Consider the following 12398-nt stretch of genomic DNA (forward strand, 5'->3'; position numbering starts at 1 on the left):
CGGATGTGTTCGCACACTTCTCCGCCATCAACGCCAGCGGCTACCGCTCGCTTGATGAGAACCAGAAGGTTAGCTTCGACACCGAGCAGGGCCCCAAGGGTCCCCAGGCGTCAAACATCCAGCCTCTCTAAGGTCCGGATCTAAAGCAGGGCGGGATTTTCCCGCCCTGCTTTTGTTTAACCCGTTTTCGGGTCCGCGGTGCCGGATTCCCGCGTCGAAGAGGCCCGGGCCCGGGCCCGGCTCAGGCCCCGCCGGCGCACAGGCCAATGAACGCGCCGAGCTCCTCGAGCGCCTGCGGGCGCGGGGGGACATGGTGCGTGAGCCCCGGCGCGCGGACGAGCACTGCCCGCCACTGCCCCCGTGACACTGCGACGTTGATGCGGTTGCGGCTGAGCAGGAACTCAATTCCCCGGGGCGCCTCGGCGGCACTCGAGCAGGCCATTGAGACGATCACGACGGCCGCTTCCTGGCCCTGGAACTTATCCACTGTTCCCACCCGCACCCCCGGGTACCCCGCGGCGTCGAGCGTGGTCCGGATCAGCTGGACCTGCGCGTTGTACGCAGCGACGACGAGGAGGTCCGCCTCCTGCAGGGGCCGCACTCCGGCGCCGTCGCCCGGCGTCCAGGCCCGGCCGAGGTGCCGCCCGACCTGCGCGAGCACTTCCGCCGCCTCCTCCGGGGAGGAGGTGCTCCGCCGCTCGGTGTGGTCGACCAGAACGCATTCGACGCCCGGGGCGAGTCCGTCGAGCTGCCGGAGTGCGGCCGACGGTGTGGCTGACAGCCGTCGATCGTAGGAGAGCCGGGAGACAAAGGCGCACAGCGCCGGATGCATCCGCCAGCTGTCGGCGAGGAAATACCCGAAGCGCCCGGGGAGCGTCGCGTGCCCGTCGGACAGCCAGCCGAGGGCCGATTCATTAACCGGCTCGGGGTGGCTGCCCTGGGTGACCTGGGGAAGCTGCTGCGGATCGCCGAGCAGCAGCAGCCGCCGGGCCGAGCGTGCCACCGCGAGGGTGTTGGCAAGGGAGAACTGGCCGGCCTCGTCGATCACCAGGAGGTCGAGCGAGCCCGCCGGAACCTTGCTGCCGGTCATCGTCCAGGCCGTGCCGCCGATCAGGCAGCCGGCGTCCTCCTGAAGCAGCGCCGCGACGCCGTCGTCGGTGGTGTTCGGCCAGGGGGCAGCGGGATCCACTGTCTTCTTTGCAACCCGCTCCGGGGGCACCCCGGCCCGGAGCGCGGCCCCCAGCAGGTTTTCGACGACGGCGTGGGACTGGGCGACGACGCCGACCTTCCAGCCGCGGGCGACGAGCCGGTTGATCACCGCGGCACCGACGAAGGTCTTGCCGGTTCCCGGCGGTCCCTGGACGGCCAGGTAGGACGAGTCGAGCCGTTCGACTGCCGCGGTGATGGCGTCGACATACCCGGTGGGGCCCGGAAGGGCCGGCGGGAGGACACCACTGGCCAGCCGCGGTGGGGTCCTGCGCAGCAGGTCAAGGCCGGGCCCGCGGGGGAGATCGGGAAGGGTCGCGCCGACCTCGGCGGCCACGGCGAGCAGGGCAGCCTCAATAGAGGGAGTGCGGATGGGCTGGTCGGGGGCGAGCGCCACGGGCAGGAACGGGTGGGCGGGCGCGCCGGCCCGCAGCCGTTCCTCAAGGAGGATCACATCCTTCCCGCCGTCGGCTCCGGCAGCGAGCACCCTCGCACCGAACCACCCGCCCCGCCCCGAATCTGCGGAGTCGACCCCATCGGGCAGGGGCTCCTCGTACACGCTGAACCAGGTCGAGTCCTTCCGGAAGTCCGAACCTTCGGGAAGGACCCCGGTGAGGCGGAGGGTCCGGGAGAGCGAGCGGGCACGCGGGGTGCGCAGCGCCCAGTCCGTCTCCACCTCGACGGACTCGGGAAGGAACATGTCCCGGGCCTGCGTCCAGCTCTCGGGCGGGGTGCCGAGCCGGTCGAAGTGCTCCCACCAGAACTGCTTCCGCTCGCGCCGGTGGTAGCCCACCGCCGCCGCCACCATCGCCACGGCCCGGTCATCCGAACCCTGCGCGGCTGCCGGGAGGGAGCCGAGGTACGCCAGCAGCTGCGCCTCCTCCGGCTGCGGCTCGGGTGCAGTGCGCTCGCGTTCCGGCAGGTCCGCAGCAGCGGGCCCGATGCCGCGTTCACCGGCCCGCTCGAAGAGCCAGTTGCGCAGGTGCAGGGTGGAGCGGCAGTCGTACTCGTTGTAGTCCCGGATGCCGGCGAGCAGTTCGGCGGCCCGAACATCGTCACCGGCGTCGCGGGCCGCGCAGTACTCGGAGTAGGCGACGACGGAGGCCCCGGCGTCGGTGATCGCTCCGGTCCGGAGGTCGGCCCCCATATAGAGGGGTTCGAGGGCCTTGATGCTGTAGGACTTCTCCGAGATGCGCAGACTGCGCCGAACGACTTCGTAGAGATCGATCAGCACGCCCTCGCGCAGCAGGGTGTCCACCGCGTCCTCCCCGAGGATGTGGGTCATCGACAGCCGGCGCAGGGCGCTCTTCTCATAGGCCGCGTAGTGGTAGATGTGGAGGCCGGGATACCGTGCGCGGCGCTCGGCGACATAGTCGAGGAAGCTGCTGAAGGCCGTCCGCTCCTCGGCGCGGGAGTGGGCCCAGAACGCCCGGAACGGCGGCTTTGAACCGGCATCCCGGGCATTCTCGACGACGCCGAAAAGGTACTCGATTCCCCAGGATCCCGTTCCGGGGTCCTGCCACAGTGGGTCGCCCTCGAAGTCGAAGAAGATATCCCCCTCGTTGGGCGGGGGCAGCAGGCCCAGGGCGTGGCCGGGCAGGACCTTGTACCCCAGGCGTCGGGACGTGCCGTCGGCGCCGGTGTAGTCGACGCCGCCGTCGGCCTCCTCGATGCCGGTCTGCATCCGGGCCTGGTCGCGCAGCCGCGCGAGGGCCGGGGACCCCCCGGCCGCTTCGCCCGCCGCGAGCTGGTCGATCGTGAAAATGCCTGCTTTCCGTAGTTCGGCGCGTTGTGCGAGGCTCAGGTTCGCCACGAGCAGCACATCCCGCGTCGACTCCACCATCTGCTGGCAGTAATCGCATCGGCCGCAGGCGGTGTGGCCCGGACCGTTCCATTCGACGGGGTCGGGTTGGGCACGGTGCGCCGCCAGCAGGTCGAGGAACCGTGCCCGGCGTTCCCGGTAGACCGGGATGAGATCGTCGAGGCTGTGGACGCTCGACGTGCTGTCGCCGAGAACGAGGGTCACCTGGGGTGCCGGGGTGAGACCGGCGCGCAGCAGTTGGTCGCCATAGGCTGCAAGCTGCAGCAGGGCGCCGACCTTCGCATGCCGGGCGAGCTTGGTGTCCCACACCGCATAGCCCTCACCGGTATGCACCAGGAAGTCGGAGCGGCCGTGGAACACTCCGTCGAAGAAGGAGGCCTGGAAGACAACGCCGGCCCCGGCGCGCAGGGCACCCAACGATTCCTCATGCTTCGCCGTCAGGGTCGCGCGGTCCATGGTGGCCGCCGGCACCACCTCGTACACCCCGCCCGGGTTTCCGGGGGAGTACGTGCCGAGGTCGGCGGTGAACTTCTCGAGGACCCGGTGCTCGTGCACATCGCCCAGGGCCGCGGCACGCTGGAGCATCTCATCGGCGGCGAATGTGGCCGGCGGAGTGCGGCCGAGTTTTTCATCGAGGATCCGCAGGACGCGGTACTCGCACTCGGCGGCGTTGACAAGGTCGCTCGCCGAGAACACGAGGTCGGCCCCGGCGTCCGGTGCGGCGTTTTCAAGCAGGAACACTGGGCCTCCCGGCGGCTGGGCGATCAGCAACAATCTACCAAGGGGGATGCGGTAGCGTGGAAGGGCCTGTTTACCCTTCGGATGGTGCCGGCCGCGGGGCGCTGCGACCAGCAGTTGCGGTGCGCCTGCGGCCTTTTACCGGCTCCGCCCGAACATCCACTGCCTTTGGAGATCCATGAATCCGCTCACCCTGTTTCGGACCGTCGCCGTGGCCGAGGCTCTCACCTGGGCGTTCCTGCTCACCGCCATGTTCTTCAAATACGTCACCAGAAGCACCGAAGCGCTTGTGCCGCCGGCCGGCGGGATCCATGGCTTCGTGTTCCTCTGCTTCGTCGCGACCACAGTGTTCGTCTGGATCAACTCGAAGTGGTCATGGCGGACGGGCGTGCTGGGACTGGTCTCAGCAGTGGTGCCCTTCGCCACCATCCCCTTCGAGCTGATGGTTCAGCGCAGGGGGATGCTCAGCGGACCCTGGCGCCTCCGCCCGGGCGGGGAAGCTCCCGGGAACCGCGTCGAAACCCTGCAGGCCTGGGTGCTGCGCAGCCCCGTGCTCGCCGCGGCGCTAGCCGTCGTCGGCATTGGGGTTGTCTTCACGCTGCTGCTGATCGCCGGTCCGCCCGTCGCGGCGGGCTGAGGCGCACCCCGTCCGGTGCCGGTGCGGGGTGCACCTCGGTCCTACCTGCCGACCAGCTCGGGGTGGTGCAGTTCGGCGACGTCCGGGTGGGCCCTCAGGCGCCCCTTGAGGACGTTTTTTCCGTAGGAGGAGAGCATCGGGTTCTCAGGATCGTCGGTGACGCCGGTCGCTGCCGCCGCGAGCTCCGCGGGAAGCTCCACCGGTTCGATGACGGCGTCAAGCCGGGGAGACCAGAAGAACGGGACCGCGTACCGGTCCACTCCGGGCGGAGGAGAAGCCACCCGGTGGACCGTGGCAGCGAGGTACCCCTGGGTGGCTACTTCGAGCATTTCACCGAGGTTGACGACGAGCGCGCCGGGAATCGGTTCGACCGGCACCCACTCGGAGCGCCCCCGGGGAAGCACCTCAAGCCCGCCCACCTCGTCCTGGAGCAGGAGGGTGACGAACCCGTAGTCGGCGTGGGAGCCGACGCCCTGGCCTCCGGCTCCGCCGTCGCCGCCCACGTAGTGGACAAGTTTCGCCATCCAGGCCGGCGTGGCTTCGAAGGGTTCGGCGAAGTGGTTCTCGGGCAGGCCCAGGGCCACCGAGAGGGCACTTAGCAGCTCGGCCCCCACGGTGGAGAGCAGTTCCGCCCAGGCCATCGCTGAGCGTTCAAGTTCGGGAAGTGCCTCGGACGGCCACTGGTTGGGCCCCTGGAGCAGCCAGTACGGCTGGTCCGCGGGATAGCTCTCGAGGGGTGCGCGGTCCGGGGAGAAGTCGATCTGTTCGCGGGCATCGGGCCTGCCGCGGGTGATCTCGGTGCCCAGCCGGGCGTAGCCCCGGAAGTGGGGGGACCGCCGGTTGTCGAGCCTCAGGCGCTCCTCGAGCGGCAGATCGAAGAACCGGCGGGCCACCGACAAGAGGTCCTCCGCCTGGGTGGCGGAGGCTCCGTAGTTGGTCACCTGAAAGAAGCCGACGGTGTGTGCGGCGTCGCGGAGCCGGTCGATGAACCGGGGGTCGAAGGAACCATCGGGGCGGCGGGCCGTGCCGAGGTCGAAGACGGGGATTGTGCTGTAAACCATGCCGGGAGACTACGCCCGGTGCGGTCCGGGCCGCGCGCTCGGGTTACGTTCTGTGTCGCCGGGCCGCCTAGAGGCCGGCCAGCCGAAGGAGGACCGCAAGTCCCTGGGGGCTCCCCGGCCAGTGGCGCTCAACGGCGCCGGCGCCGGCGCGGCGGACCGTGAGGCGAAGGACGAAGGCGACCAGGAGGACGTCGTCGGCATAGCCGATGACGGGGAGGAAGTCCGGAACCAGGTCGATCGGGAGCAGCAGATACGCAAGGAGCAGCAGGAGTGCCGCGCGCACGCCGGCGGGGACCGTCCGGTCGGCGGCCAGGCGCCGCAGCAGGCGGAGCAGGTCGGGCAGGAACCGCAGGGCGTCGGTCATGGTGAGGGCCTCGGGGTGGGCCCGGGCATACGCGGCGAGGCCAAGGAGCAGCAGCGCATAGATTCCAAGCGCCGCCGCCAACCAGCCAAGGACAACCGTTCCGTCCATGAGCCTCCTGTCGGGGGATAAATCCCTGCCGCCTCAAATGCAACATGCGTATCTTCCCACCGGTGAGTCGGCGGGCTATAGTTCTCATGCCGCCTTATCCAGATCGCATCGATGGGGGAACCTTCCACGCGGGCTCGGGCCGGTTCGCAGTTCTATCAGCGAGGTGCAGCACCTCAACCGCTTTCCCCGGAAGGAATCTCTTCGATGTCCCAGTATGCGCACCAGAACAGGCCCGCGTATCCCAGTGAGCAGCCATTCAGCGGTGGAGGACAGTTCTACCGCGGGGCAGGTACGCCGGCGGACTCGCTGGCCGGCAAGAAGCACATGCAACTCTCCCTGGCCTTCGGGTTCCTGAGCTTCTTCCTTCCCATCGTCTTTGTGCCCCTGGCCCTGATTCAGGCGGGCAGGGCCGAGCGGCTGGGGGAGCCCTCCACCGCGGGCAAGATCCTCGCCTGGACGGCCGTCGGCTACTGGGTCCTCTGGACGATCTATATGTTCCTCATCTACGCCTTCATCGCCAGCCAGCTTCCGATGTTCCTGGAATCCGTACCTCCGGTGTACGGGCCGCCCGCCTAGCAGCCGGCCCCAGTAGACGCCACAAGCCCCGGTGGAAAGAGTTCCACCGGGGCTTGTGCTTGTTTCCGGGCGCATCGGCGCCCGCAGGTCCGCGGGTGCGTTCAGCGCCCCGCGTCAGGCAGCCGTGACGGAACCGGGCTTGCGGGTGGTGTGGACCGGCTTGTCGGGGACGTGCGCCGGGCGGCGCTTGGCGAACTCGGCGCGCAGCTCGGGAAGGACCAGTTCACCGAAGAGGTCGAGCTGGTTCAGCACCGTCTTCAGCGGCAGGCCCGCGTGGTCGATGAGGAACAGCTGGCGCTGGTAGTCGCCGAAGTACTCCTGGAAGGACAGGGTCTTCTCGATGACCTCCTGCGGGCTGCCGACGGTCAGCGGCGTCTGGGCCATGAAGTCTTCCATCCGCGGCCCGTGGCCGTAGACCGGGGCGTTGTCGAAGAACGGGCGGAACTCCTTGATCGCGTCCTGGGACTTTCGGGCCATGAAGAACTGGCCACCGAGGCCCACGATCGCCTGGTCGGCGGCGCCGTGGCCGTAGTGGGCGTAACGCTCACGGTACAGGCTGATGAGCTGCTGGTAGTGCTCCTTGGGCCAGAAGATATTGTTCGCGAAGAACCCGTCGCCGAAGTAGGCGGCGATCTCAGCGACCTCCGGGGTGCGGATCGAGCCGTGCCAGACGAAGGGGGCGACGCCGTCGAGCGGGCGCGGGGTTGAGGTGAAGTTGCGCAGCGGGGTGCGGAACTTGCCCTCCCAGTTCACGACGTCGTTGTCCCACAGCTGGCGCAGCAGGTTGTAATTCTCAATGGTCAGCTCGACGCTGTCCTGCTGGTTCTTCCCGAACCAGGGGTAGACCGGCCCCGTGTTGCCGCGGCCCAGGATCAGGTCGACCCGGCCGTCGGCCAGATGCTGCAGGGTGGCGAAGTCCTCGGCGATCTTCACCGGGTCGTTCGTGGTGATCAGCGTCGTGGAGGTCGAGAGCTTGATCCGCTCGGTCTGCGCGGCGATGTACCCGAGGATCGTCGTCGGGGAGCTGGCGTAGAAGGGCGGGTTGTGGTGCTCGCCGGTGGCATAGACGTCCATGCCGATTTCTTCGACCTTCTTGGCGATGGCGACGGCTGCCTTGATGCGCTCGCCCTCGGTGGGGGTCTTGCCGGTGAGCGGGTTGCGGGTGACATCGCTGACTGTGAAAACGCCGATTTCCATGATTTTCTCCAAAGTGTGGTGCTGGTTCTTGAGGGTTAGATTTTGTGCGCGGGCGGGTTCAGGCGGTTCCGCGCGGTGACCGGCGGTTGACGATCCAGGCCGCGGCGGCCAGGACCATCACGACGGCGATCACGAGAGTGGTTGCCGTGGTGAGCCCGAGGGGGCCGGTGAGGGCGCCGATTGAGAGGACCGGGATGGCTAGTCCGCTCTGGGCGGCGATGAAGTAGGCCGCGACACTCTTGGCGTGGCTCTCGTGCGGTACAGCGCGCGCAAGCTGGCCCAGGCCTCCCATGAAAGTGAGGCCGGCGCCGAACCCGCCGATGACCGTGCCAAGTCCGAAGACCCCGAGGTTTCCGGTGAGGAACCCGGTGAGGACAAGGGCGAGGGCCGCGATCAGCAGGGGAAGCCCGCGGAGGATTGACCACCGGGGTTCCTTACTCCGGAACACGAGCTGGGCGATGACACCGATCTCAAAGAGGAGAAAGGTCGCAAGGCCCGCCAGGGCCAGGTTGTGTACGTCGAGGGTCTGCGAGATGAAGCGCGGGGTGAGGCTCGAAAAAAGGCCAAGCAGAGTGAAGGTCGGAATGACAGCGACCGCCGACCTGCCATAGATTCCCCTCGCAGAGCGTGGCACTCCAACCCGGGGTGCCCAGTTGATCTTGGCGGCCGTGCGTGGGTGGGTTTCGGGGACGAAGAACGTCAGCAGGAACACAAGGGCCACAAGTGTGCCGAAGACGAGAAAGATCAGGGCCGTCGGTGCAGGCAGGTACTGGGCGAAAACACCTGCGACGAGCGGGCCAAGGCCCAGCCCACCCATGTTGGCGGCGGTCGAGATCATCGAGGGGAACGCCCTGTTCTTCCCGCGGTACAGCTCGGCCAGGGCGGCCGTCGCGGCCGAAGTCATCAGGCCGACGCCGAATCCGCTGAGGAACCGAGCGGCAAGGAGCATGGGCACGTTCACCGCGAAGAGAAAGAACAGGGTGGAGGCGATGGTCAGCGCCAGGGCGGCGAAGGCCAGCGGCCTGCGGCCCACCTGATCGGAGAGGCCCCCGAAGAAGATCAGTGCGAGGAGGGTGCCGAGGACGTAAACGGCGAAGACCGAGGTTGTCGTCCCGGCGCCGAACCCGAACTCATCGCCCCACAGGGTGTAGAGGGGGATCGGCAGGGTGCCGCCGGTGGTGAGCAGCGCGAAGGTCGTGGCAATGATTGTGAATGATGCCGAATAGTTGGTCTGGGGTAGCCGGGCCATATCAAATGTGCCTTTGGTCGGGTCGGTTTACTGGTGCGGTGTGGAGCAGGACTCGAACGATGAGACCGGAGGCTGCACCTACAAGCGTCGTGAGGATGCCTACCCAAAGCGGCAGGAGGTCAATTCCCAGGAGGGCATCCACGGAGAGGGCGCCCGGACCGGTGAGGCTGAGCGCGCCAGCGATGGTGATGAGCACCAACGGGTACTCGTATCCGTCGTGTTGGACCCAGAGGCCGTTGGCCGCTTTGACGGTCAGCGCGACGGTCATCACCCCAATGGCCGCCATGCCCGCAAGCGGGGTGAGGAGACCGAAAGCGAGAAAGAGGCCGGACCCGAGCTGGCCGAGGCCCGCGGCGAGTGCCGTGTAGGCACCGCCGCGGAATCCGTCGGCGCGGAACTCGCGAATGCCGCCTTGAAGCCCCGAGCCGCCGAGCCGGAAGGAAATCTTCTGCAGCCCGTGGCCGGCGATCAACAGTCCGATCACCACCCGCAGCAGCAGGATTCCAATATCGGCATTCATGATCCGGTCCCTTTTCTCGTTTTATCTGGGTTTGTCGTTGTGCCCGGGCTGACCGGCCGGGTGGCCGGTCAGCGGGGTGTGCGTGTCAGCGCTGGCTGTTTAGCCGGCGTTTCCGCCGATGAAGTCACCGGCGTAGTGCATGCCCAGGCCGTAGGTTCCGCCGTGGGCCTTGACGACCTCGGTGACGGGCAGGTAGGTCTCGCCGCGGGCCCAGTCGCGCTGGAGTTCGAGCAGGACCTGGATCCAGGTCACGGGAACGGCGCCGGCGCGGGTCATGCGCTCCATGGCGTTGTCGTGGGCTTCCTTGGTGACTCCGCCGGAGGCGTCGGAGACGACGTAGACCTCGTAGCCCTGGCCCAGCGCGGAGAGCGCGGGGAGCACAAGGCAAACCTCGGTCCACAGCCCGGACAGGACGATCTTGGTGCGGCCGGTGGCCTTGATGGCCTCGACGACGCGCTCGTCTTCCCAGGCGTTCATCGTCGAACGGTCGATGATCTCCTGGCCCGGGAACACCGCGGCGAGGTCCGGCAGGATGTTGCCGGAGAAGGACTGCGCGGCCACGGTGGTCAGGATCGTCGGCACGTTGAAGGCCTTGGCGGACTTGGCCAGGCCGACGGTGGCGTTGATGATCGAGGTGCGGTCTCCGCTGCCGACCCCGAAGAACATCTGGGGCTGGTGGTCAACGAAGAGGAACACGCTGTTGTCCGGCGTGAGCAGGTCGTCACTGGGGGTGGCAGTGACGTTGGCGAGATCGATGGTGGACATTTCTTCTTTTCCTTTGGACTGGTTCCTGCTGAATGCCGTGCGAATGATTTCGTACAGGTTTTGCTTATTCATGGGGCTTAGTGGGCGTGCGTTTCGAACGCGTTGTCGGCAATGGTGGGAGCCGCGCCGTAACGGGCTGCGCGCCACTGCCTCTGCTGCTCGGACTCGGCCGCCGCCTGGGCGAGCAGTTCGGCCTGGCGGCCTCCGGCCATCGAGGGCTTGGGAGTTGCCTGGTATCCGCCGTAGTGGGCCACCGGGCTCCACAGCGGGGACACCCTGGGCATCTCCTCGTCCTGGCCCTGGTAGTCGCCGGCCGCGTAAACGATCCGGCCGCCGACGACGGTGAACAGTGATTCGATGTGCGGGATATCCCGCTCGTCGACGCTGAAGAAGTCGTCCGAGAGGATCGAGAGGTCTCCGTAGAAGCCCTCCCGCAGGACGCCCTTCACGTTGTCCTCGCCGGTGAGCTTGGCGCCGGCGATCGTGAACATCTCGAGTGCCTGCTCGCGGCTCACCCGGTTTTCGGGCGGGTAGATGAGGGTGTCCCCGACCGTCCGTCCGGAAATCAGCCAGTGCAGGGCAACCCAGGGATTGTAGGAGGAGACGCGGGTGGCGTCGGTTCCTGCGCCAACGACGAGTCCGCGGTCGAGCATCTTGCGGATCGGCGGGGCTTCGGCCGCCGCACCGGCGCCGTAGCGCTGGACGAACGCCTCACCCTGGAAGGACATGCGGTTCTGGATGGAGAGCGCTCCGCCCAGGGCCGCGACCCGGTCGAGGCTTCGGCCGCTGATCGTCTCGGCGTGGTCGAAGATCCACCGGTTGTCGCCGGGGAACAGGCCCTCAGCGGCGAGCTTCTCGAAGACCGCGAGGTCCCGCTCAATGGTCTCGTTGTAGGTGGCGTGGAGGCGGAAGCCCCAGCCGTTCTCCATCATGAGGCGGACGGCCTTCTCGAACTCCACCTCGTAGTCGGGGGAGAGCTCGGGACGCGGCTCGGTGAAGTTTTCGAAGTCGCCGGCGGCCCAGGTGAGGTTTTCACCGGCACCGTTGAGGCGGAGCCACTCGTCGCCGTCGCCGGGGCGGACCGTCTCGGTCCAGCGGCGGAGGTCGTCGACTTCCTGTCCGGCGACCTGCGGGAAGAGGTGGTAGGCGATGCGGAGGGACAGCTTGCCCTCGTTCGCCAGGTCCATCACCGTGCGGTAGTTGTCGGGGAAGTTCTGGAACCCGCCCGCCGCGTCGATGGCGGAGGTCAGACCGAACCGGTTCAGTTCCCGCAGGTACTGGCGGGTCGAGGCCTTGCGTTCTTCGGCGGGCAGCAGCGGAGCCTTGGCCAGGGTCGAGTAAAGAACCAAGGCACTGGGAGCCGCCAGGAGGAGGCCCGTAGGCTCGCCGTCCCGCCCGCGGACAATCTGGCCGCCCTTGAAGTCGGGCGTCTCCTTGGAATAGCCGGCGGCCTTCACCGCGGCGCGGTTCAGCAGCGCGGAGGAGTAGAGGTTGAGGATGAACACCGGGGTGTCGGGGGCGGCCGCGTTCAGCTCGGCGAGGGTGGGAAGGCGCTTCTCGGCGAACTGCTCCTTCGTGAAACCACCGACCACGCGGACCCACTGGCCCTTTGGGGTGCGGGCCGCCTGCTCCCGGAGCATCTGCATGGCCAGCTTCAGCGTGGGAACGCCGTCCCAGCGGAGTTCGAGGACGTAGTTGAGGCCACCGCGGATCACGTGGAGGTGTGAGTCGTTCAACCCGGGGACGACCCTGCGGTTCTGCGCGTCGACGACCTTGGTGCTCGGCCCGGCAACCTTGGCGATATCGGCGTCGTCACCGACGACCGTGACCTTCCCGTTCCGGATGGCGACGGCGGTCGCCTGCGGGCGCGCCGGATCGCCGGTGAAGATCTTGCCGTTTCGAACAATCAGATCAGCGGGTTCGACCGCATCTGCACGGGGGACTATCCCGGCTACAGGCATTGTGGGCATATCTGCCCACCTCCAATCGACTAACAAACGTGTTCGCTCGGACCGTGGCGGTCCGGGTGCGGTGTGTACAACTTCGCTTCCATGTAATTTATTTCCGCGGAAGATGTTTGCTCGAAAATGGTGAGTAAAGTCGGCCGATCGGGGGACGGTCGGTGAGGTCCGGACAGAAAAAAACGCAGCCGGGG

The 12398-nt window shown here is 67.7% G+C and carries 11 protein-coding genes; 3 read left to right on the top strand and 8 right to left on the bottom strand.

Annotation, left to right across the window (positions count from 1 at the left end; translation table 11 throughout):
• On the top strand, positions 1 to 131 hold a 131-nt coding region (locus QZX79_RS07250), incomplete at its 5' end, for a cold-shock protein (protein WP_294566795.1).
• A 110-nt stretch (positions 132 to 241) separates the two neighbouring features.
• Here the strand turns inward: QZX79_RS07250 and QZX79_RS07255 are convergent.
• Entirely contained in the window at positions 242 to 3769 is a 3528-nt protein-coding gene (locus QZX79_RS07255) for a bifunctional RecB family nuclease/DEAD/DEAH box helicase (RefSeq protein WP_294566758.1), read from the bottom strand.
• A 175-nt stretch (positions 3770 to 3944) separates the two neighbouring features.
• On the opposite strand from QZX79_RS07255, the gene QZX79_RS07260 reads away from it, so the two are divergent.
• Entirely contained in the window at positions 3945 to 4403 is a 459-nt protein-coding gene (locus QZX79_RS07260) for a DUF3817 domain-containing protein (RefSeq protein WP_120168851.1), read from the top strand.
• Between the two features lie 41 nt (positions 4404 to 4444).
• On the opposite strand, the gene QZX79_RS07265 is transcribed toward QZX79_RS07260, so the two are convergent.
• Both QZX79_RS07265 and QZX79_RS07270 read right to left on the bottom strand, forming a co-directional pair.
• Entirely contained in the window at positions 4445 to 5464 is a 1020-nt protein-coding gene (locus tag QZX79_RS07265; protein WP_294566763.1) for an isopenicillin N synthase family oxygenase, read from the bottom strand.
• Between the two features lie 67 nt (positions 5465 to 5531).
• Positions 5532 to 5936, bottom strand: coding sequence for a YkvA family protein (locus QZX79_RS07270; protein WP_294566767.1), 405 nt, complete (start codon positions 5934 to 5936; stop codon positions 5532 to 5534).
• Positions 5937 to 6140: 204 nt separating this feature from the next.
• Between QZX79_RS07270 and QZX79_RS07275 the strand changes: the two genes are divergently transcribed.
• Positions 6141 to 6512 carry a hypothetical protein gene (locus QZX79_RS07275; RefSeq protein WP_294566770.1) on the top strand — a complete coding sequence of 124 codons (372 nt, stop codon included), beginning with the start codon at positions 6141 to 6143 and terminating at the stop codon, positions 6510 to 6512.
• A 114-nt stretch (positions 6513 to 6626) separates the two neighbouring features.
• Here the strand turns inward: QZX79_RS07275 and QZX79_RS07280 are convergent, their stop codons facing one another.
• From QZX79_RS07280 to QZX79_RS07300, 5 genes are all read right to left on the bottom strand, one after another.
• Entirely contained in the window at positions 6627 to 7709 is a 1083-nt protein-coding gene (locus QZX79_RS07280) for a CE1758 family FMN-dependent luciferase-like monooxygenase (protein ID WP_294566773.1), read from the bottom strand.
• Positions 7710 to 7767: 58 nt separating this feature from the next.
• Positions 7768 to 8958: an MFS transporter gene (locus QZX79_RS07285; protein WP_294566776.1), complete on the bottom strand. Its 1191-nt coding sequence runs from the start codon at positions 8956 to 8958 to the stop codon at positions 7768 to 7770.
• 1 nt (position 8959) lies between these two features.
• Complete coding sequence (locus QZX79_RS07290; RefSeq protein WP_294566780.1) at positions 8960 to 9478, bottom strand: DoxX family protein; 519 nt, start codon at positions 9476 to 9478, stop codon at positions 8960 to 8962.
• A 99-nt stretch (positions 9479 to 9577) separates the two neighbouring features.
• A complete protein-coding gene (locus QZX79_RS07295) occupies positions 9578 to 10243 on the bottom strand; it encodes a hydrolase (RefSeq protein WP_294566784.1) in 666 nt (221 codons plus the stop codon).
• Positions 10244 to 10320: 77 nt separating this feature from the next.
• Entirely contained in the window at positions 10321 to 12213 is a 1893-nt protein-coding gene (locus QZX79_RS07300; RefSeq protein WP_294566787.1) for an amidohydrolase, read from the bottom strand.
• Between the last annotated feature and the right edge of the window lie 185 nt (positions 12214 to 12398).

Origin of the sequence: uncultured Arthrobacter sp., from assembly GCF_902805515.1 — a bacterium.
Classification (GTDB): domain Bacteria; phylum Actinomycetota; class Actinomycetes; order Actinomycetales; family Micrococcaceae; genus Arthrobacter_D.

Coding starts and splice junctions, on each gene's coding strand:
- QZX79_RS07300 (WP_294566787.1), bottom strand. CDS start 12,213: ATGCCCACAATGCCTGTAGCCGGGATAGTCCCCCGTGCAGATGCGGTC.
- QZX79_RS07260 (WP_120168851.1), top strand. CDS start 3,945: ATGAATCCGCTCACCCTGTTTCGGACCGTCGCCGTGGCCGAGGCTCTC.
- QZX79_RS07295 (WP_294566784.1), bottom strand. CDS start 10,243: ATGTCCACCATCGATCTCGCCAACGTCACTGCCACCCCCAGTGACGAC.
- QZX79_RS07270 (WP_294566767.1), bottom strand. CDS start 5,936: ATGGACGGAACGGTTGTCCTTGGCTGGTTGGCGGCGGCGCTTGGAATC.
- QZX79_RS07275 (WP_294566770.1), top strand. CDS start 6,141: ATGTCCCAGTATGCGCACCAGAACAGGCCCGCGTATCCCAGTGAGCAG.
- QZX79_RS07280 (WP_294566773.1), bottom strand. CDS start 7,709: ATGGAAATCGGCGTTTTCACAGTCAGCGATGTCACCCGCAACCCGCTC.
- QZX79_RS07285 (WP_294566776.1), bottom strand. CDS start 8,958: ATGGCCCGGCTACCCCAGACCAACTATTCGGCATCATTCACAATCATT.
- QZX79_RS07290 (WP_294566780.1), bottom strand. CDS start 9,478: ATGAATGCCGATATTGGAATCCTGCTGCTGCGGGTGGTGATCGGACTG.
- QZX79_RS07265 (WP_294566763.1), bottom strand. CDS start 5,464: ATGGTTTACAGCACAATCCCCGTCTTCGACCTCGGCACGGCCCGCCGC.